Origin of the sequence: Streptomyces sp. BK340, from assembly GCF_007827595.1 — a bacterium.
Taxonomy (GTDB): domain Bacteria; phylum Actinomycetota; class Actinomycetes; order Streptomycetales; family Streptomycetaceae; genus Streptomyces.
Map to the genome: position 1 here is coordinate 1 of NZ_VISR01000051.1, position 22402 is coordinate 22402.

The 22402-nt window shown below is 73.3% G+C and carries 2 protein-coding genes; both read right to left on the minus strand.

The window, feature by feature from the left end; genetic code table 11:
- Window positions 1–5745, minus strand: a 5745-nt coding sequence (locus FB157_RS45905) for a type I polyketide synthase (RefSeq protein ID WP_145887630.1), incomplete at its 3' end; no start/stop codon positions are given.
- Window positions 5746–5810: 65 nt separating this feature from the next.
- Window positions 5811–22361, minus strand: a complete 16551-nt coding sequence (locus FB157_RS45910; protein ID WP_145887632.1) for a type I polyketide synthase — start codon at window positions 22359–22361, stop codon at window positions 5811–5813.
- Between the last annotated feature and the right edge of the window lie 41 nt (window positions 22362–22402).

The window sequence follows — 22402 nt, forward strand, 5'->3', positions numbered from 1 at the left end:
CGAACACTCACCCGAACGCAACGACTGCGCAGCCCAGTGCATCGCCACCAGCGACGACGAACACGCCGTGTCCACCGTCACCGCCGGACCCTCCAGACCCAGCGCATACGACACACGCCCCGAAGCGACGCTGGGTGCGCTTCCGTTGGCCCTGAAGCCCTCGTACTGTTCGCCCTCCAGCAGGTCCCGGTAGTCGGTGTACATCACACCAGCGAAGACACCGGTCTGACTGCCACGCAGCGACACCGGATCAATCCCCGACCGCTCGAACGCCTCCCACGTCGCCTCCAACAACAACCGCTGCTGAGCATCCGTGGCCAGCGCCTCACGCGGACTCATCCCGAAGAAGTCCGCATCGAAATCACCCGCGCCATACAGGAAACCGCCCGCCCGAGCGAACGACTCCCCCTCCACACCCCAACCACGATCCGAGGGAAACACACCCACCGCATCCACACCCTCGGACACCAACCGCCACAGATCCTCCGGCGACTGCACCCCACCCGGATACCGGCACGCCATACCCACGATCACCACCGGGTCATCAGCCACCACCGACCTCACCGGCACCAGCTCCGCCGACTCAACCTCCCCACCGAACAACTCGTCGAGGAGGAGGTCCACCACGGCTTCCACCGAGGGGTAGTCGAAGACGACGGTGGCCGGCAGGTGCAGACCGGTCGCCTTGCCCAGGCGGTTGCGGAGTTCGACGGCGGTCAGCGAGTCGAACCCGAGTTCCTGGAAGGCGCGGGTCGGGTCCACGTGCGACGGGTCGGTGTGGCCGAGCACGAGGGCGGCCTGGCTGCGCACGAGGTCGAGAAGGACATCGCGTCGTTCGTCCGCCGCCAGGCGGGAAAGGGTCTGGGTCAGGCTTGCCGTCGCGGGGGAGGCAGCTGCTGCCGACCGGCGGATGCGCCTCCCCGGCCGTACGAGTCCGCGGAGCATTCCGGGGACCTCGTCCTGTGCCCGCAGGGCGGTGAAGTCGAACCGTACGGGAAGGGCCACAGCGTCGGGCACGCGCAGGGCCGCGTCGAAGAGTGCAGCTCCTTCGGCGGGCGTGAGCTCGGGCATGCCCGTACGGGCGATGCGCTGGACATCGGTCTCGGACAGGGTGCCGATCATGCCGCCGTCGCGGGTCCAGGGACCCCACGCCTGGGACTGTCCGGGGAGTCCGTGGGCTCGACGGTGCTCGGCGAGGGCGTCCAGGAAGGTGTTGCCGGCGGCGTAGTTGGCCTGACCGGGGCCGCCGAAGATGCCGGAGACGGAGGAGAAGAGAACGAAGGCCGTGAGATCGAGGTGTTGCGTCGCCCGGTGGAGGTTCCAGGCCGCGTCGACCTTGGGCCGCAGCACGGTGGCCAGCCGTTCCGGCGTGAGGGAGGTGACAATTCCGTCGTCGAGCACGCCCGCGGTGTGGACCACGGCCCGTACCGGATGGCGGGCGATGAGGTCCGCAACCGCATCCGGATCGGCCGCATCGCATGCCTCGATCCGGGCTTCAGCACCCAACTCGGCCAACTCGGCGGCCAGTTCCGCCGCGCCCTCGGCCGCAGGACCGCGCCTGCTGACCAGCAGCAGGTCCCGCACACCGTGCTCCGCCACCAAGTGCCGGACGATCACCCGGCCCAGACCGCCCGTGCCACCGGTGACCAGGACGGTGCCGTCCCAGACCACGTCCTCGGACCCGTCAGCAGTCGCGGCGCGAGCCAGTCGCGGGACCAACACCTCACCGCCCCGTACCGCCAGCTGCGGCTCGTCCAGGGCCAGCGCGGACTCCAGCGCCGGGAGCGCCTCGTCGCCGTCGAGATCGACCAGGCCGAACCTGCCGGGGTTCTCCGACTGCGCCGACCGCACCAGACCCCACACCGCGGCACCGGCCAGGTCCGCACCGGTCGTCGCTCCACGGGTCACGAACACCAGGCGGGAGTCGGCGGATCGATCGTTACCGAGCCATGCCCGCAGCAGTTCCAGCACTCGCGCTGTCGTCGCGTGCACCGACCCAACCACGTCTTCCGGGTCCGAGAGCGGTGGACGGACCACCACCAGGTGCGGGGCGCCGGCCGGCAAGGCGTCGAGAGCGTCCGTCTCCGGGGCCACCTCCACGTACGTGACCGCTGTGCCGGAGCCCGGTACCCGGGCCCAGTCGACCACGAACAGGTCGTCACGGCCCGTTGCCGGCGCCGACCCGGCCGAGACCGGGCGCAGGACAAGGGAGCCGATGGAGGCGACGGCTCCACCGGCCTGGTCGGCAACCTCTAGGGAGACGGTGTCCTGCTCGGTGCGGCTGACCCGTACCCGTATCGAGGAGGCGCCCGAAGCGTGCAGTGTCACCCGTTCCCAGCAGAACGGCACGACACCGCGGGGCATCCCGTTGAACGCGGTGACGTGCAGCGCGGCATCGAGCAGTGCCGGGTGCAGGCCGAAGGGACCGCCGTCGGCCCCGGCCGGCAGCGCGACCTCGGCGTACACGTCGTCGCCCAGCCGCCAGGCGGAGCGCAGGCCCTGGAACACGGGGCCGTAGCCGAAACCGCCCTGTGCCATGTCGTCGTAGAGATCGATGAGATCCACGGACTCAGCACCCGTGGGGGGCCATACCGAGGTGTCGAAGGCGGTTGTCCTCGTCTCCCCGGGTGCCGTGGAGGACGGGGCCAGCACACCGGTGGCGTGCTGGGTCCATGCCTGGTCGGTGGCTCCTTCGAGCCGGGAGCGGACATCGACGGCTCGCCGGCCGGTTTCGTCCGCCGGGGCGATCTGAAGCTGCATGTGCACGCCGCCGGACACCGGGAGGGCGAGGGGTGCGGCGAGGGTCAGTTCTTCGACGGTTCCGCAGCCGGCCTCGTCGGCCGCCCGTACCGCCAGTTCCAGGAACGCCGTGCCGGGCAGCAGCACCTGACCCATCACGACGTGATCGGCGAGCCAGGGGTGGGTCTGGGTCGACAGCCGGCTCGTGAACAGCAGGGCGTCGCCGTCGGAGAGCTCGACCGAGGCGCTGAGCAGGGGGTGGTCCGCCGTCTCCAGGCCCGCGGACCGGATGTCACCGTCACGAGCTGCCGAGGGGGTCGGCCAGTAGCGCCGGTGCTGGAAGGCGTAGGTCGGCAGATCGACGCTGCGGGCACCCGTGCCGGCGAACACGGCCGTCCAGTCGACGGCTGCGCCCGAGACGTACAGCTGGGCCAGGGCCTGGAGCGCGGTCGTCTCCTCGTCTCGGTCCTTGCGGAGCACCGCGGCGAATACGGCATCGGCGTCGGCGGACTCGGCCGCCATCGCGGTCAGGACACCGTCCGGGCCGAGTTCCAGGAAACGGGTCACACCAGCGACGGAGAGGGCCCGGATGCCGTCAGCGAAACGGACCGCCTCACGCACGTGCCGTACCCAGTAGTCCGCCGAGCACAGGTCCTCCGGCGCCGCGACCTCGCCCGTCAGGTTCGACACGACCGTAATCAGTGGTGTGCCGAAGGAAAGCCCCTCCGCCACGCGGCGGAAGTCCTCCAACATCGAGTCCATCAACGGGGAGTGGAAGGCGTGCGAGACGCGAAGCCGCGTCGACTTACGGTCGCCGAAGTGGGCCCGGACCTCCTCCACCGCCCCCTCGGCACCGGAGACCACCACGGCCCGGGGTCCGTTGACCGCAGCGATCGACACCAACCCACCCAACAACGGGCGTACTTCATCCTCGGTCGCTTGGAGGGCGAGCATGGCCCCGCCCTCCGGCAACGCCTGCATCAGCCGGCCACGAGCCGCCACCAGAGCACACGCATCCACCAACGAGAACACCCCGGCCACATGCGCGGCCGCCACCTCACCGATCGAGTGCCCGGCAACGAAATCCGGACGAACACCGAACGACTCAGCCAACCGGAACAACGCCACCTCGACCGCGAACAGCCCAGCCTGCGCATACACAGTCCGGTCGAGCAGCTCCTCGCTCTCACCCCAGACCACATCCCGCACCGGCACATCCAGGTGCTCGTCCAGACCGGCACACACCGCATCGAAGGCTTCCGCGAACACCGGAAAGCGGCCGTACAACTCCCGCCCCATACCCAGGCGCTGCGAACCCTGCCCCGAGAACAGGAACGCGGACCTCCCAGGCCTCGCCGTGCCCTGAGCGGTCGGGCGGCCGTCCAGGAGGACGGTTCGGTGTTCCAGTACCGCGCGCCCGGCGGCGAGGGTCAGGCCGACGTCTGCCGGACGGACCTCGGGGTGCTGTGCCGTGTGGGCGAGCAGGCGTGTGACCTGGTCGCGCAGGGCGTCCTCCGTCTTGCCGGACAGCACCCACGGCACCACGCCAGGGGACACCACGGGCTCTTCTTCGGGGGCGGGCAGCTCGTCGGCCTGTTCCAGCACGACGTGGGCGTTCGTGCCGCTGATGCCGAAGGCGGAGACGCCCGCGCGGCGCGGGTGGTCCGTCCCGGGCCATTCGGTGCGCTCGGTGAGCAGCCGGACGCCGCCCGCCGTCCAGTCGACGTGCGACGAGGGCTCGTCCACGTGCAGGGTCTTCGGCAGGATGCCGTGGCGGATCGCCATGACCGTCTTGATGACGCCCGCCACGCCGGCGGCGGCCTGGGCGTGGCCGATGTTCGACTTGATGCCGCCCAGCAGCAGCGGGCGGTCCTCGGGCCGGCCCTGTCCGTACGTCGCGAGCAGGGCTTGGGCCTCGATGGGGTCGCCGAGGGTCGTGCCCGTGCCGTGCGCTTCGACGGCGTCGATCTGGTCGGGGGTCAGCCGTGCGTTGGCGAGGGCGGCGTTGATGACACGCTGCTGGGAGGGACCGTTGGGGGCGGTGAGCCGGCTGCTGGCGCCGTCCTGGTTGACCGCGGTGCCGCGGACCACGGCCAGGACCTCGTGGCCGTTGCGGCGGGCGTCGGACAGTCGTTCCACGAGCAGAACGCCGACGCCTTCGGCCCAGGAGGTGCCGTCGGCGGCTTCGGCGAAGGGCTTGCAGCGGCCGTCCGTTGCCAGTCCGCGCTGGCGGGAGAACTCGGTGAACAGGCGGGGCGTCGGCATGACGGCGACGCCGCCGGCGATCGCCATGCCGCACTCGCCGGCGCGCAGGGCGCGGACGGCGAGGTGGAGGGCGACCAGGGCGGAGGAGCAGGCGGTGTCGACGGTGACGGCGGGGCCTTCGAGGCCGAGGGTGTAGGCGATGCGGCCGGAGAGGACGCTGACGGCGCCGCCGGTGAGCAGGTGCCCCTCGGTCTCGTCGGTCTGCCTGGCGAGAGATCCGTAGTCGGTGTCGGCGCCGCCGATGAAGACGCCGGTCTGGCTGCCGCGCAGGGACGCCGGGTCGATCCGGGCGTGCTCGACGGCCTCCCAGGCGGTTTCCAGCAGCAGTCGCTGCTGGGGGTCCATGGCGAGGGCTTCCCTGGGCGCGATGCCGAAGAGGTCGGCGTCGAAGTCGGCGGCCGCGTCGAGGAAGCCGCCGTGTCGTACGTAGCTCTTTCCGGGGGTGCCCGGGGTGGGGTCGTAGAGCGCTTCGGTGTCCCACCCGCGGTCCTGCGGAAGTTCGCCGATGGCGTCGGTGCCGTCGGCCACCAGCCGCCAGAGGTCTTCGGGGGAACGGACGCCGCCGGGGTAGCGGCAGGCCATGCCCACGATGGCGATCGGCTCGCTGTCCCGCGCCTCGACGGACTCCAGCCGCTGCTTGGTGCGCCGCAGGTCCGCGGTGACCTTCTTGAGGTAGTCGCGGAGCTTGTCCTCGGAGGAACCGGAGCCGGAGCCGGCGGCCTTGGGTGCCGTGGGTGCCATGGGTGGGAGATCCTCGCAGTCGGGATGGGGTGGTGCGGCTGGTGCTGGTGATCGGCTGGGCTTGTTCAGGCGAGGCCGAGTTCTTTGTCGATGAGGTCGAACATCTCGTCGTCGGTGGAGGCCGCGAGGTCGGCGTCGGTGTCGGCGCCGTCCTCGTCCGGGGCTTCGTCACCGGTGGCGTCGAGCTTCCATTGGAGTGCCTTGAGGCGGGTCACGAGCCGGGCTCGGTTCTCGGTGTCCAGGTCGGATGCCGACACGGCCGTCTCCAGTGCGTCGAGTTCCGCGAAGAGGGAGGATGCCGCGTCGTCGCCGCCCGTGCCCGCTGCCAGTTGCCCGCGCAGGTGGCGGGCGAGGGCGAGGGGTGTGGGGTGGTCGAAGATCGCTGTGGTGGGCAGGCGCAGGCCCGTCTCGCCGTTGAGCCGGTTGCGGACTTCCACCGCGGTGAGGGAGGACATGCCGAGGTCGAGGAAGCCTCGCTCGGGCTCGATGGCCGCGGCGGAGCCGTGACCGAGGACGCTCGCCACGTGTCCGGCGATCAGTTCGAGCAGCAGGGCGTCGCGCCGGGTGTCGCTCAGCCCGGCCATCCGGTCCCTCAGTTCGTGGCCGGCGGGGCGCCCGTCCGGGACCGTGCCGGCCGCCGTGGGGCCGGTGTCGGCCGCTCGGCGCACGGGCGTGCGGCGGGCCGTGAGGCCGCGCAGCAGTGGCGGTACGTCGCCCGAGGAGGCGATGGTCCGCAGGTCGAGGCGGGCGGGTACCAGGAGGGCACGGTCGACGGCCGCGGCGGCGTCGAGCAGGCCGAGTCCTTGGCCTGCCGACAGCGGCAGCATGCCGGAGCGTGCGAAGCGGGCGACGTCCACGGGGTCCAGCGTGGACGTCATTTCACTGGAATCTCCCCAGTATCCCCAGGCGAGTGAGACGGCGGTCAGCCCCTGGGCGCGACGGTGCTGTGCGAGGGCGTCGAGGTAGGCGTTGGCGGCCGCGTAGTTGGCCTGGCCCATGCCGCCCATGACACCGGCGAACGAGGAGAAGACCACGAAGGCCGACAGTTTGGCGTCGCGGGTCAGCTCGTGCAGGTTCCAGGCCGCCGCTGCCTTGGGCCGCCAGACCTTGTCGAGGTCCTGCGGGGTCAGGCTCTCCAGGAGGCCGTCCTGGAGGACGCCGGCGGCGTGGACCACGGCTGTCAGCGGGTGTTCGTCGGGGATGGCCGCGAGCAGTTCGGCGAGCCGGTCGCGGTTGGCCGCGTCGCAGGCGGCGACGGTGACCTCGGCGCCCATGCGGGTGAGTTCGTCCCGCAGCGGGCCGGCGCCCGGGGCGGCCGGGCCGCGGCGGCCGGTGAGCAGCAGGTGGCGTACGCCGTGCCGCTCGACCAGGTGGCGGGCGACCAGTGCGCCGAGGGTTCCGGTGCCGCCGGTGATGAGGACGGTGCCTGCGTCGTGCGTGTCCCAGCCCCAGCCGGTGCGGCCTTCGGCGGCTTCGGCGCGGTGCAGGCGGGGGACGGTCACGGTGCCGCCGCGGATGGCGAGTTGGGTCTCCGTCGTGGTGGCGGCGGAGGCGATGGCCCGGGCGAGGACGCGTTCCGATGCGTCGTGGCCGTCCGTGTCCACGAGCAGGAAGCGGCCGGGGTGTTCGGACTGCGCCGAGCGGACGAGACCACGGGCGGCGGCGTCGACGGGGGCGGGGACGTCGTCGTCCGGGCCGGTGGCCACGGCGTTGCGGGTGACCAGGACGAGACGGGAGTCCGTGAGACGCGGCTCGCGCAGCCATTGCTGGGTCAGGTGCAGCAGCTCCCGTACGGGTGCGGGGTCGGCGCCGGGCACGGGGCCGGAGGAGTCGAGCCGCAGCAGCACGGTGCCGGCTGCGGGGATCGGTCCGTCGGGGTCCCGGAGTGCGGTGCGCAGGGCGTTCAGGTCGGTGAAGGAGACCGGTTGTACGGTCGGGTGGGCGTCCTCTTCGGCCTGTGTGGCCCATTCGGCCCATTCGGTCCACTCGGTCTGGAACAGGGCGTCGTGGCCTGTCGCCGTGGCCGTCGCGAGCTGCTCGTGTGTGAGCGGCTGGGTGGTCACCGAGTCGATCGTCAGGACGGGCCCGCCGGCGGGGTCCGTGGCCGTCACGGTCACGGTGCCGTCCTCCGCGCGGGTCAGCCGTACGCGCAGCTCGGCGGCGCCCACGGCGGTCAGGGACATGCCCTGCCAGGCAACGGGCGGCCCGGCCGTGCCGCCGGCGGCCGCGCACTCGATCACGAGCGGGGTCTGCAGCAGAGCGGGGTGGCTACGGAAGCGTGCGGCGTCCGTGCGGTGTTCGTCGGGCAGTGCCACCTCCGCGAAGGTGTCCTGGCCGCGCCGCCACATCGCGCGCACGGTGCGGAAGAGCGGTCCTGGCTCGTGTCCCTGCGCGGCGAGTGCGGTGTACATCGCTTCGGTGTCGACGGGTTGTGCGTCCCGGGGCGGCCAGGTTCCGAGGTCCGCGTGTGCGTGTACGGGCGCGTCGGCGGACAGGGTGCCCGTCGCGTGGCGGGTCCACGGCGCGTCTGCTTCCGCTCCCCCAGGGCGTGCGAACACGGTGAGGGTGCGCAGTCCTGACGTTTCGTCAGGTGTTCCGACCGTCACCTGCAGGTCGGCCGTCGCCCCCTCGGGCAGGACCAGCGGGGTGTGCTGGGTGAGGGCGTCGACGGTCGCGCAGCCGGCTTCGTCGGCCGCGCGGACCGCCCATTCGGTCAGCGCGGTGCCCGGGACCACGGTCGTGCCGTGCACGGTGTGTTCGGCGAGCCATGGGTGGCTGCGCTCGCCGATCGTGCCGGTGAGGACGACCGTGCCGTGGCCGTCGGCAAGGTGGACGGCCGTGTCCAGGCCCGACGGGTCGGCCGGACGCCCGGCCGTGGTCTTGGGTGGGGCGTCCAGCCAGTACCGGCTGCGCTGGAAGGCGTACGTCGGCAGGTCCACGGCGTGGCCGCCGGCGACGGTGCCGGTCCAGTCGACGCGTACGCCGCGCACGTGGGCCTCGGCCAGTGACGTCAGGATCCGGGCCGGGCCGCCGTCGTCCCTTCGGATGGTGCCGATGACGACCGCGTCGGCTTCCGCGGCGGCGACGGTGTCCTCGATGCCGGTGACGAGAACGGGGTGCGGGCTGGACTCGACGAAGGCGTCGTGTCCGTGCCGGAGCAGAGTGCGCAGCGCGTCCTCCAGGCGGACGGTGCGGCGCAGGTTCTCGTACCAGTAGTGCGCGTCGAGGGGGGTGTTCTCGTCGATCCACTCCCCGGTGACGGTGGACAGGAACGGGACGCGGGCCCGGCGGGTCCCGATCCCGGCGAGATCGTCCAGGAGCCGGGCTCGGATGCGTTCGACCTGGGCGGAGTGCGAGGCGTAGTCGACGAGGATCCGCTTCGCGCGTACGCCGTCCTGTGCGCACGCGGCGGCGAGGCCGTCGAGGGCTTCCGGTTCACCGGAGACGACGACGCTCGCGGGCCCGTTGACGGCGGCGACGGAGATCCGTTCGCCCCAGGGCTCCAGCATGGTCAGCACGGTGTCGTGCGAGGCCGCGATCGAGACCATCCCGCCGTGACCGGAGAGGTCGTCGGCGATGGCGCGGCTGCGCCGGGCGACCACCTTGGCGCCGTCGTCGAGGGAGAGGGCTCCGGCGACGCAGGCCGCGGCGATCTCGCCCTGGGAGTGGCCCAGGACCGCCGCGGGTTCGACCCCGTGGGCACGCCAGACCTCGGCGAGCGCGACCATCACGGCCCACAGGGCGGGCTGGGCCACGTCGACGCGGTCGAGCGAGGGGGCGTCCGCGGCACCACGGAGGACGCCGGTCAGCGACCAGTCGGCGTAGGGGGCGAGCGCCTGGTCGCACTCCCTGATCCGCTGGGCGAACACCGGTGAGCTGTCCAGGAGTTCGGCTCCCATGCCGGTCCACTGGGAGCCCTGGCCGGGGAAGACCAGGACGGTCCTGCGGTCGCGGCCCGCGGTGTGGCGCCCGGTGGCGAGACCGGGCGCCGGGGTGTTCTCGGCGAGGGCACGCAGAGCGGCACGCCGGGTGTCGTCGTCCGTCCCGGTGACCACCGCACGGTGTTCGAGCAGCGAGCGGCGGGCGACGAGGGACGCGGCGATGTCGCGGGCGGTGGCCCGCCGTCCGGCCGGCGTGTCCAGGTGGGCGAGGAGCGACCGGGCCTGGCCTCGTAGGGCTTGCGCGCCGCGGGCGGAGAGCAGCCAGGGCAGGGGTTCGGCCGAGGGCACCGCGGGCGCAGGCGTCGGCCCATCAGGGTGGGAAGACGGGATTGCCTGCGCAGCCGAGTCTTCTGCCGGGGCCGTCCGCGGTCCTTCCTCCAGGATGATGTGGGCGTTGGTGCCGCTGATGCCGAACGAGGAGACGCCCGCCCGGCGCGGACGCTCGTCGTCCGCCGGCCAGGGCTCGGCCTCGTCGAGCACGCACACGGCGCCGGTGGACCAGTCGACGTGCCGGGTGGGCGTGTCGATGTGGAGCGACTTGGGCAGCAGGCCGGCACGGAGGGCGAGGACCATCTTCATCACGCCGGCGACACCGGCCGCGGCCTGGGTGTGTCCGATGTTCGACTTGATGGAGCCCACCCGGAGCGGGTTGTCCTCGGGGCGTTCCTGGCCGTAGGTGGCGAGCAGCGCCTGTGCCTCGATGGGGTCGCCGAGCCTGGTGCCGGTGCCGTGCGCCTCGACGGCGTCGATGTCGGCGGCCGTGAGGCCGGCGGCGGCGAGGGCCTGGCGGATGACCCGCTGCTGCGACGGCCCGTTGGGGGCCGACATGCCGTTGGACGCGCCGTCCTGGTTGACGGCGGAGCCACGTACGACGGCCAGGACCCGGTGTCCGTTGCGCAGGGCGTCGGAGAGGCGTTCGACGACGAGCAGTCCGGCGCCCTCGGCGAAGCCGGTGCCGTCGGCGGTGTCGGAGAACGGCTTGCAGCGGCCGTCGGCGGCCAGCCCGCGCTGCCGCGAGAAGTCGACGATGATCACGGGTGAGGTCATGACGGTGACACCGCCCGCGAGGGCGAGCGTGCACTCGCCCTGCCGCAGTGCCTGCACGGCCATGTGGAGGGCGACCAGGGAGGAGGAGCAGGCGGTGTCGACGGTGACGGCCGGGCCCTCCAGGCCGAGGGTGTAGGAGACCCGGCCCGAGACGACGCTGTCGGCGTTGCCGTTGTTGACGTACGGGGCGAGGGTGTCGGGGATGTCCGCGCCCCGTGCCAGGTAGTCGCTGGAGGAGACGCCGGCGAACACTCCGGTGCGGCTGCCGCGCAGGGACCGGGGGTCGATCCCGGCCCGTTCGACGGCCTCCCACGCGGTCTCCAGCAGGATCCGCTGCTGTGGGTCCATGGCCGTCGCCTCGTTGGGGCTGATGCCGAAGAAGTCCGCGTCGAAGTCGGCGGCGTCGTGCAGGAACCCGCCTTCGAGGGTGCGGGAGGCGTCGGGGTGGTCGGGGACGGAGTCGTAGAACCCGTCGAGGTCCCAGCCGCGGTCGGTGGGGAAGCCGCCGATGGCGTCGGTTCCGGTGGACAGCAGGGTCCACAGGTCCTCCGGGGTGCGCACACCGCCCGGGTAGCGGCAGGCCATGCCGACGACGGCGATCGGCTCGTCGGCGCGCAGCGGTGTTCCGGCGTCCGCGGAGTGGGCCGCCGGTGCGGCGGCTCCGTCGCGGAGCAGGGTGTCCAGGTGCTCGGCCAGGTCCACGGGGGTCGGGTGGTCGAAGACCAGGGTGGCCGGCAGCCGCAGTCCGGTCGCCGTGGCCAGCCGGTTGCGCAGTTCGACGGCGGTCAACGAGTCGAAGCCGAGGTCGCGGAACGCCCTTCCGGTGTGGACGAGTTCGGCGCTCGCGTGGCCGAGGACGGCGGCGGCGTGGCCGGTGGCGAGGTCGAGCAGCAGGGTGCGGCGTTCGCCGGCGGGCAGTTCGGCCAGCCGCCCGCGCAGTCCGCCGTCGTCTGTCGCCCGGGCGGGGTCGACGGCGCGGCGGGCCGGTCCGCTGAACAGGGCTCGCAGGACGGGCGGGAGGGTGGACCGGTCGCGGGTGCGCAGCAGGCGGTCGTCGAGCGGCGCGGGAACGAGCAGGGCCCGCCGGGCGGCGAGCGCGGCGTCGAACAGGGCGAGGCCGTCGGGGGTGGACAGCGGCAGGGCGCCGGTGTTCCGGGCCCGGGCCAGGTCGCCGTCGTCGAGGTGCCGGGTCATGTCGCTCGCCTGGCTCCACAGGCCCCAGGCGAGGGAGGTGGCGGGCAGGCCCCGGACCTGGCGGTGCCGGGCGAGACCGTCGAGGAAGGTGTTGGCGGCCGCGTAGTTGCCCTGTCCCGCGTTGCCGAACACGCCGGCCGCGGAGGAGAACAGCACGAGGTCGGCGAGGTCGTGGTGCCGGGTCAGTTCGTGCAGGTTCCAGGCCGCGTCGGCCTTGGGCCGCAGCACGGTCCGCAGACGCTCGGGGGTGAGGGAGGCGATGACTCCGTCGTCGAGGACGCCGGCGGCGTGGACGACGGCGGTCAGCGGGTGGGCGTCGGGTACGGCCGCCAGCAGCCTCGCCAGGTCGTCACGGTCGGCGGCGTCGCACGTCGCCACGGTGGCTTCCGCGCCCGACTGCGCGAGTTCTTCGACCAGTTCCCGGGCGCCGGGGCTGTCGGGGCCACGGCGGGCGGCGAGCAGGAGGTGCCGGACGCCGTGTCCGGTGACCAGGTGGCGGGCGAGCGCGCGGCCGAGGGTACCGGTGCCTCCGGTGATCAGGACGGTGCCCTCGGGGTCCCAGGGGCGCGGCACGGTGAGCACGACCTTGCCGGTGTGCCGGGCCTGGGAGACGTACCGGAACGCCTCGGGTGCGTGCCGGACGTCCCAGGCGGTGACCGGCAGCGGGCTCAGCCGGCCCGCCTCGAACAGGTCGACGAGTTCGTCGAGCATCTCGCCGATGCGGTCCGCTCCGGCCTCCTTGAGGTCGAAGGCGCGGTAGAAGGCGCCGTCGTGGTCCCGGGCGACGGTGTCGGCGTCGCGGATGTCGGTCTTGCCCATCTCGATCAGCCGGCCGCCGGGCCGCAGCAGGCGCAGGGACGCGTCGACGTACTCCCCGGCGAGGGAGTTGAGGACGACGTCCATCCCGTGTCCGCCACTGGCGGCGCGGAAGCTGCCCTCGAAGTCGAGGGTGCGGGAGGAGGCCAGCCGGTCCGCGGGCCATCCGTCGGCGCGCAGCATGCGCTGCTTGGGCTCGCCGGCCGTGCCGAAGACCTCGGCTCCCCACAGGCGGGCCAGCTGGGTGGCGGCCATGCCCACACCGCCCGCGGCCGCGTGGACGAGCACGGACTCGCCCGGTGTGAGGCCGGCGAGGTCGCGCAGCGCGTAGTAGGCGGTGAGGAAGACGACCGGGGTGGCCGCCGCCTGTGCGAACGTCCAGTCGTGCGGCATCCGCACGAGCACCCGGTGGTCGGCCACCGCCAGCGGGCCGAACCCACCGGCCACCATGCCCATCACGCGGTCACCGGGGGCGAGCCGGATGACGCCCGGCCCGACCTCGACGACGACGCCCGCGGCCTCGGAGCCGAGGAACTCGGCGCCGCCCGGATACATGCCGAGCGTGTTGAGGACGTCCCGGAAGTTCAGGCCGGCGGCGCGGACCGCGATCCGGACCTGCCCGGGCTCCAGGGGCGCCTCGGCCTCGGGGCACGGCGCGAGGACGAGGTTGTCGACGGTGCCCTTCTCGGTGATCTCCAGCCGCCACGGGGCGCCGTGGGCGGGCACGGGCAGCGCGGCAGCGGTGTGGGTGCGCGACAGGCGCGGGGCGTGGGCGGTGCCGTGCCGCAGCGCCAGTTGGGGTTCGTCCCCCGAGGCGGCGTGCGGCAGGGCCCGCCAGGAGGCGGGGTCGTCGTCGAGGTCGGCCAGGACGATGCGGCCGGGGTTCTCCGTCTGGGCCGTGCGGAGCAGTCCCCAGAGGGCGGCGCCGGGCAGGTCGTGGACGTCGGCGCCGGGGTCTGCGGCCACCGCGCCCCGGGTGACGACGACGAGGCGCGTGCCGTCGAAGCGGGTGTCGGTGAGCCAGGCCTGGAGCCGTTCCAGTACGTGGTCGAGGGTGGCCGCGGCGGCTTCGGGTGCGGTGGTGTCCGGGAGCCGCGACGGGGCCGCCATCAGGACGAATCCGGGTGCGTCGGTGACGGCGTCCAGGTCGTGCCCGTGCTCGACGGTCGCTCCGCCGTCGGCGAGGGCCGTCAGGTGCGCCGGTTCGGCCGCGTCGCCGAGTACGGCCCACCTCGCGGCCTGCGGGGCCGCCGCCGGGTCGGCGGCGGGTGTGGGCAGGGGCGTCCACTCCAGGTGGAGGAGGGCGTCGCGGACGGCGCGTGACGCCTCGCCGGAGTTGTTCAGCGATCCAGGGGTGACGGGTCGTACGGCCAGGGAGTCGATCACCGCCACGGGCCGGCCCTCGGTGTCGGCCATGAGCACGGTCACGGCTCCCGGTCCGGCCGGGGAGATCCGCACCCGCAGTGCGGTGGCACCGGTCGCCAGCAGGGTGACGCCCGTCCAGGAGAAGGGCAGGCCGGTGGTGCCGTCGTCGTTGTTCAGCGGGCCGAGCCCGCCGGCGTGGAGCGACGCGTCGAGCAGGGCGGGGTGGATGCCGTAGCGGGCCGCGTCCGGCTGGGCCGCCTCGGGCAGCACCACGTCGGCGTACACGTCCTCGCCGAGCCGCCAGGCCGCGCGTACGCCCTGGAACACCGGCCCGTACGCATAGCCTTCGGTGCGCAGGGCGGCGTAGTGGTCCGCCATCCCGGCGACGGGCTCGGCGCCCCGCGGGGGCCAGCTGCCGAGGCCGTCGGGGGCCTGCCCGGCGGGGGCGGCGAGTGCTCCGGTGGCGTTGCGGGTCCAGGTGCTGTCGGGGTCGGCCGCCGGGCGGGTGTGGACGGTGACGGGCCGGGTCCCCGACTCGTCCGGGGCGCCCACGGAGAGCTGCACCTGAATGCCGTCGCGTTCGGGCACCAGGACGGGTGCGTGCAGGGTGAGCTCCTCCAGCCTGCCGCAGCCGAGTTCGTCGCCGGCCCGGATGACGGCCTCGACCAGGGCGGCGCCCGGCACGATCACCGTGTCGGAGACGGCGTGGTCGGCGAGCCAGGGGTGGGTGTGCAGGGACCAGCGTGCGGTCGCCACGAGTCCGTCCTGCTGGGCGAGGGACAGAGATGCGCCCAGCAGGGGGTGGTCCAGGGTGCCGAGTCCGGCGGAGGTGACGTCGCCGGCCGCGCCGGCGACCGTTCGCGGCCAGTAGGTGCGGTGCTGGAAGGCGTACGTCGGCAGGGCCGCCGTGCGGCGGGCCGCGCCCTGGGCGGCGGTGGTGAAGAAGGTGTCCCAGTCGACGCGGGTGCCGTGGTTGCGGGCCTCGGCGAACGCGAGGAGGAAGCGGTCGAGGCTGCCTTCGTCGCGGCGGAGGGTGCCGGTGGCGGCGGCCGCGGCGCGCACGGCCTCGATGGTCTCCTGCACTGCGGTGGTGACCACCGGGTGCGGGCTGACCTCGACGAACACCCGGTGGCCCGCGTCCAGCAGCGCACGCGTGGCCTGTTCGAACTCGACGGTTCCGCGCAGGTTGCGGTACCAGTACGCGGCGTCCAGCGTCGTCGTGTCGATCGGGGCTCCGCTGACGGTGGAGTAGAAGGGGATGTCCGCCGCGCGGGGCGCCACGGGGGCGAGGAGGGTGTGGAGTTCGTCCTCGATCCGGGCCACCTGGGCGGAGTGGGAGGCGTAGTCCACGGGGATCCTGCGGGCGCGTACGCCGTCACGCTCGCAGGTGGCGATCAGCTCGTCGAGTGCGTTCGGTTCGCCGGAGACCACGACGGAGCCGGGGCCGTTGACGGCGGCCAGGGAAAGGCGGTCGCCCCAGGCCCTGAGCAGTTCGCGTACCTCGTCGACGGGCCGGGAGACCGAGACCATGCCGCCCTGCCCGGACAGCGCGGTCAAGGCCCGGCTGCGCAGGGCGACCACGCGGGCGGCGTCGTCCAGGGACAGCGCGCCTGCGACACACGCCGCGGCGATCTCGCCCTGGGAGTGTCCGACGACGGCCGCGGGCTTGACGCCGTGGGCCTTCCACAGCTCGGCCAGCGACACCATGACGGCGAACAGCACGGGCTGGACGACGTCGACCCGGTCCAGGGACGGGGCGCCGTCCCTGCCGTGCAGCACCTCCGTCAGCGACCAGTCGGTGTACGGTGCGAGCGCTTCGGCGCACTCTGCCATGCGCCCGGCGAACACCTCCGACACATCGAGGAGTTCGAGAGCCATGCCCACCCACTGGGAGCCCTGACCGGGGAAGACGAACACGGTGCCCCCGTCGGCCTCGCAGACCGCGTCGCGGACGTTCGCAGCTGCGCTGCCCTCGGCCAGGGCGTCGAGTCCGGTGAGGAAGCCGTCCCGGTCGGCGGCCACGACGGCCGCGCGGTGGTCCATGGCGGTACGGGTGGTGGCGAGCCCGCGGGCGATCCCGGGCAGGTCCGGGGCCTCCCCCGCGGCCCTGAGGTGTGCGGCCAGGCGGCTCGCCTGGGCGCGCAGGGCGTCCTCGCTCTTCGCGGACAGCACCCAGGGCAGGGCGGCGCGGAGGGATACGACGGGCTCGGCGGGGCCCGGCTCGGGTCCCGCCTCGATGATCACGTGCGCGTTGGTGCCGCTGATGCCGAACGAGGAGACACCCGCGCGGTGCGGGCGGTCCACGTCGGGCCAGGGCACGGGCCCGGTGAGCAGTTCGATGTCGCCGGCCGACCAGTCGACGTGCGGGGACGGCTCGTCGATGTGCAGGCTCTGGGGCAGCACTCCGTGCCGCATCGCCAGCACCATTTTCATCACACCGGCGACACCGGCGGCGGCCTGGGTGTGCCCGATGTTCGACTTCACCGAGCCGAGCAGCAGCGGCCGGCCCTCCGGCCGGTTCCGCCCGTACGTGGCGAGCAGCGCCTGTGCCTCGATCGGGTCGCCGAGCCGGGTGCCGGTGCCGTGCGCCTCCACCGCGTCCACATCGGCCGTGGTGAGTCCGGCGTCCGCCAGCGCCCGGTGGATGACGCGCTGCTGGGAGGGGCCGTTGGGAGCGGTGAGCCCGTTGCTGGCACCGTCCTGGTTGACGGCCGTACCACGGACCACCGCGAGCACCCGGTGCCCGTTGCGTACGGCGTCGGACAGGCGCTCCACGAGGAGCAGGCCGACGCCCTCGGCCCAGCCGGTGCCGTCGGCGGCCGCGGCGAACGCCTTGCACCGTCCGTCGGGGGCGAGGCCGCGCTGCCGGGAGAACCCGACGAACACCTGCGGAGTCGACATGACGGTCACGCCGCCCGCCAGCGCGAGGCTGCACTCGCCGCGGCGCAGCGCCTGGGCGGCCAGGTGCAGGGCGACCAGCGAGGACGAGCAGGCCGTGTCGACGGTCACCGCCGGGCCTTCGAAGCCGAACGCGTAGGACACCCGTCCGGAGACCACGCTGGCCGCGTTGCCGGTCATCATGTGCCCGCTGTGGTCGTCGGCCGCGCCGCCCAGGAGGTTCTGGTAGTCCTGGAAGTTGGAGCCGACGAACACGCCGGTGGCGCTGCCGCGCAGCGTGTCGGGGGCGATCCCGGCCCGCTCGACGGCCTCCCACGCGGTCTCGAGCAGCAGCCGCTGCTGCGGGTCCATCGCGAGCGCCTCACGCGGCGAGATCCCGAAGAAGCCGGCGTCGAACCCGGCCACGTCCGTGAGGAACCCGCCCTCACGGACGTAGCTGGTGCCCTCGTGGTCCGGGTCCGGGTGGTAGAGCCCGTCGGTGTCCCAGCCCCGGTCGGCCGGGAATCCGGACATGCCGTCGACGCCCTGGGAGAGCAGCTCCCAGAAGGCCTCCGGCGAGCCGATCCCGCCGGGGAGCCGACAGGCCATCGAGACGATCGCGATGGGCTCGTCGGCGGATGCGGCGGACGTCGTCGGCAGGGCGGCCGTGCCGGCCTGCCCGCCGAGCAGCTCCGCCCGCAGACGGGCGGCGACGGCGACGGCGGTCGGGTGGTCGAACAGGAGGGTGGCCGGGAGCGGTACGCCCGTCGCGGCCGTCAGCCGGTTGCGCAGCTCCACGGCGGTCAGCGAGTCGAAGCCCTGCTCCCGGAAAGCCCGTTGGACGTCGACGGTGCCCGCCGAGGCATGCCCCAGCACCCGCGCGATCTCCTCGCGGACGAGCTCCAGCAGCACCCGCTCCTGCTCGGCGGCGGACGACAGGGCGACGAGCCGGTCCCGCAGAGGGGAAGCGCCTCCGGGTCCCGGTGTGCCGGCGTCATGGAGCCCGCGCACCTCCGGCAGATCGCCGATCAGCGCGCTGGGCCGGGCCGCCGTAAGCGACGGGGCGAGCAGCTCCCAGTCGATGTCGGCGACGGTGCGGCAGGCGGCTCCCAGGGCGACGGCCCGCTGCAGGGCTGCGAGGGCGAGTTCGGGAGCCATGGGGGTGAATCCGTCGCGACGCATACGTCCGGCGAGTGCCGCACTGTCCGCGGCCATGCCCGCGCCGGCCCAGCTGCCCCAGGCCACGGAGGTCGCCGGCAGGCCCTCGGCGTGCCGGAGTTCGGCGAGTGCGTCCAGATAGGCGTTGGCGGCGGCGTAGTTGGCCTGTCCGGCGTTTCCGAGCACACCCGTGATCGACGAGAACATCACGAACATCGACAGCTGCCGGCCGGCGGCGCGCGTCAACTCGTCCAGATGGCGGGCGGATTCGGCCTTCGCCCGCAGTACCGACTCGAACCGGTCCGCACCGAGCGAGTCCAGAACGCCGTCGTCGAGGACACCGGCGGCATGCACGACACCGCGCAGCGGTACGTCCGACGGTACGGCAGCGAGCAACCGGGCCAGATCGTCGCGGTCGGCGGTGTCACAGGCGGCGACGGTGACCCGTACGCCGCGTGCGGTCAGCTCCGCCTCCAGCTCGGGCGCGCCGGGGGCCGCCGGACCGCGGCGGCTTGCGAGCAGCAGGTGTTCGGCGCCCGCGTCGGCCAGCCAGTGCGCGACCCGCGCGCCCAGGGCTCCTGTGCCGCCGGTGACGAGGACGGTGCCGCGCGGGGCGGTCCAGTTCTCCCCCACGCCGGCCGTGTTCTCCTCACGGACGGGCACACGGTCCAGTCGCCGAGCGAGAGCGCCGGACGCGCGGACGGCCACCTGGTCCTCGGCCCGATCGGCGAGGACCGCCGCGACCCGGGCCACGATGGCGTCGTCCACCGCCGCAGGCAGGTCCACGAGACCGCCCCAGAGCCGCGGATGCTCCAGCGCCACGACCCTGCCCAGGCCCCACACCTGTGCCTGCACGGGGCTGGTCAGGCGGTCCGTGGGGCCGACCGTGACGGCACCCCGGGTCAGGCACCACAACGGCGCCCCGGCTCCCTCCTCCAGGACCCGCACCAGCTCGGCCGTCGCGGCGAGCCCGCGCGGCACGGCAGGGAACGCGGCGTGCGGCCGCTCGTCGAACGCCAGGAACGACAGCACACCGGACACGGGCCCGTGCTCGTTCAGCGCCGCGGTCACCCGGTCGGCGAGGCCGCGGTCCGCCGGGTTCCCGTCCGCGTCCTCGGAGCCGGTGGTGACGAACACGCGCTCAAGGTGCCCGCACCGGTCGGCCAGCCCGTCGAGCAGTGCGACGACCGAGGCGTCGTCGGACACGCAGTCCGGCACGACGGCCAGCCAACGGCCGTCCTGTGCCTCGAGCCCCGTCGTGGCCACACCGCCCCCGCTGGCCGTCCAGGTCGTCCGGTACGACCAGTTGTCGACGGCCGTGCGGACCCTCAGGCGGTTGCGCCAGGCGCCGAGGACCGGCAGCAGTCCGTCCAGGGACGCCTCGGCAGCCTCACCCTCGATCCCGAGCACTGCGGCCGCCGCCGGCAGATCGCCACGCTCGGCGGCCTCCCAGAACGAGGCCTCCACCGGATCCACGACGCCCGTGCCGCCGCGCACGGCCTGATGACCCGTCGGGAGCCAGTAGCGCTCGTACTGGAAGGCGTAGGTGGGAAGTTCGACGGTGGACGCCCCGAGCGGAGCGAAGAACTCGGGCCAGTCGATGGTGACGCCGCAGGTGTGCAGCCGGGCGAGCGCATCGACGACCGCGCACTCCTCGGTACGGTTCTTGCGCAGGGCCGGGACGAGTACGGCGTCCGCGTCGGCGGACTCGGCCGCCATCGCGGTCAGGACACCGTCCGGGCCGAGTTCCAGGAAACGGGTCACGCCTGTGGCGGTGAGGGTGCGGATGCCGTCGGCGAAACGGACCGCCTCGCGGACGTGCCGTACCCAGTAGTCCGCCGAGCACAGGTCCTCCGGCGCCGCGACCTCGCCGGTCAGGTTCGACACGACCGGGATCAGTGGTGTGCCGAAGGAAAGGCCTTCGACCACGCGATGGAAGTCGTCGAGCATGGGGTCCATCAGTGGGGAGTGGAAGGCGTGCGAGACCCGCAGCCGTGTCGACTTACGGTCGTCGAAGTGGGTGCGGATCTCCTCCACCGCCGCCTCAACGCCGGAGATCACCACGGCCCGGGGTCCGTTGACCGCAGCGATCGACACCAACCCGCCCAACAACGGGCGCACTTCGTCCTCGGTGGCCTGGAGGGCGAGCATGGCCCCGCCCTCCGGCAGAGCCTGCATCAGCCGGCCACGAGCCGCCACCAGAGCACACGCATCCGCCAGCGAGAACACACCCCCCACATGCGCGGCCGCCACCTCACCGATCGAATGCCCGGCCACAAAATCCGGGCGAACGCCGAACGACCCAGCCAACCGGAACAACGCCACCTCGACCGCGAACAGCGCAGCCTGCGCATACGCCGTCTGGTTGAGCAGTTCCTCGCTCTCACCCCAGACCACATCCCGCACCGGCACATCCAGGTGCTCGTCCAGACCGGCACACACCGCGTCGAAGGCTTCCGCGAACACCGGGAAGCGGCTGTACAACTCACGGCCCATACCCAGGCGCTGCGAACCCTGCCCCGAGAACAGGAACGCCAGAGGGGCCTTGGCCGCGACTCCGGTGATGTCGGTGTGGTCGCCGGCGGCGAGGGCGTCCAGGCCCGCGAGGAGGGCTTCGTGGTCGGCGCCGACGACGGCCGCGCGGTGGTCCATGGCGGCGCGGGTGGTGGCCAGTGAGCAGGCGACGTCCGTGGTCGGGAGACCGGCGTGCTCGCGCAGGTGGTCGGCGAGTCCGGCGGCCTGGGCACGGAGGGCGGTGGCCGTCCTGGCCGAGAGCAGGCACGGCAGCGGACGTGCCGGCTGCTCGGGGACGGAGGCCGTCTCGTCGGTCCGCGGTGCCTGCTCCAGGATCACGTGCGCGTTGGTGCCGCTGACGCCGAACGAGGAGACTGCGGCCCGACGCGGCCAGGGATTGCTCGGCCAGGCGGTCTCCTCGGTGAGGAGTTCCACGGCTCCCGACGACCAGTCGACGTGCGGGGACGGCTCGTCGAGGTGCAGGGTCCTGGGCAGGACGCCGTCACGCATCGCCAGTACGGTCTTCATGACGCCCGCGACGCCGGCGGCGGCCTGGGTGTGGCCGATGTTGGACTTCATCGAGCCGAGCAGCAGCGGGCGGCCTTCGGGGCGGCCCTGGCCGTAGGTGGCGAGGAGTGCCGTCGCCTCGATGGGGTCGCCGAGGCGGGTGCCGGTGCCGTGTGCCTCCACGGTGTCGATCTCGTGGGCGGGCACGCCCGCGTCGGCGAGGGCCCGGCGGATGACGCGCTGCTGGGAGGGGCCGTTGGGGGCGGTGAGCCCGTTGCTGGCGCCGTCCTGGTTGACGGCCGTACCACGGACCACCGCGAGCACCCGGTGGCCGTTGCGTACGGCGTCGGCGAGGCGTTCGACCAGGATGAGGCCGGCGCCCTCGCTCCATGCGGTGCCGTCGGCGGCCGCGGCGAAGGGCTTGCAGCGGCCGTCCGCCGCGAGGCCGCGCTGACGCGCGAACTCGGTGAACATCTGCGGTGTCGACATCACGGTGACGCCGCCGGCCAGGGCGAGTGAGCACTCGCCGCGGCGCAGGGACTGCACGGCCAGGTGCAGGGCGACGAGAGACGAGGAGCACGCGGTGTCGACGGTGATCGCGGGGCCTTCCAGGCCGAGCGTGTAGGAGATGCGGCCCGAGGCGACGCTGACGGTGTTGCCGGTCAGCAGGTGGCCCGCGACCTCTTCCCGCTGCTCTCCTCCGGAACCGGAGTCGTATCCGCCGTGCCCGGCGCCGATGAACACGCCGGTCCGGCTGCCGCGCAGGGAGGCCGGGTCGATCCGGGCGCGCTCGACGGCCTCCCACGCGGTCTCCAGCATCAGCCGCTGCTGCGGGTCCATGGCCAGTGCCTCGCGGGGGGAGATACCGAAGAAGTCGGCGTCGAAGTCCCCCGCACGGTGCAGGAAGCCGCTCTCGCGGGTGTAGGTGGTGCCCCGGGCGGCCGGGTCCGGGTCGTACAGGGCGTCGAGGTCCCAGCCGCGGTCGGCCGGGAACCCGGAGACGGCGTCCACGCCGTCGCGGACCAGACGCCACAGCTCCTCGGGCGAGCGGGCGTCGCCCGGGTAGCGGCAGGCCATGCCGACGACGGCAATGGGTTCCCGGCTCCTGTCGTTCACCTCTCGCAGCTGCTCGCGCGTCTCGTGAAGGTCTGCGATCGCCCGCTTCAAGTAGTCGCGCAGCTTCTGCTCGTTCGACATCGGGATGTCAACCTCTCGAGGTGAGATGCCGGGTTTCCGGC

Excerpts from the sequence above, each read along its gene's own strand:
- FB157_RS45910 (WP_145887632.1), bottom strand. The coding sequence starts at position 22,361 with ATGTCGAACGAGCAGAAGCTGCGCGACTACTTGAAGCGGGCGATCGCA.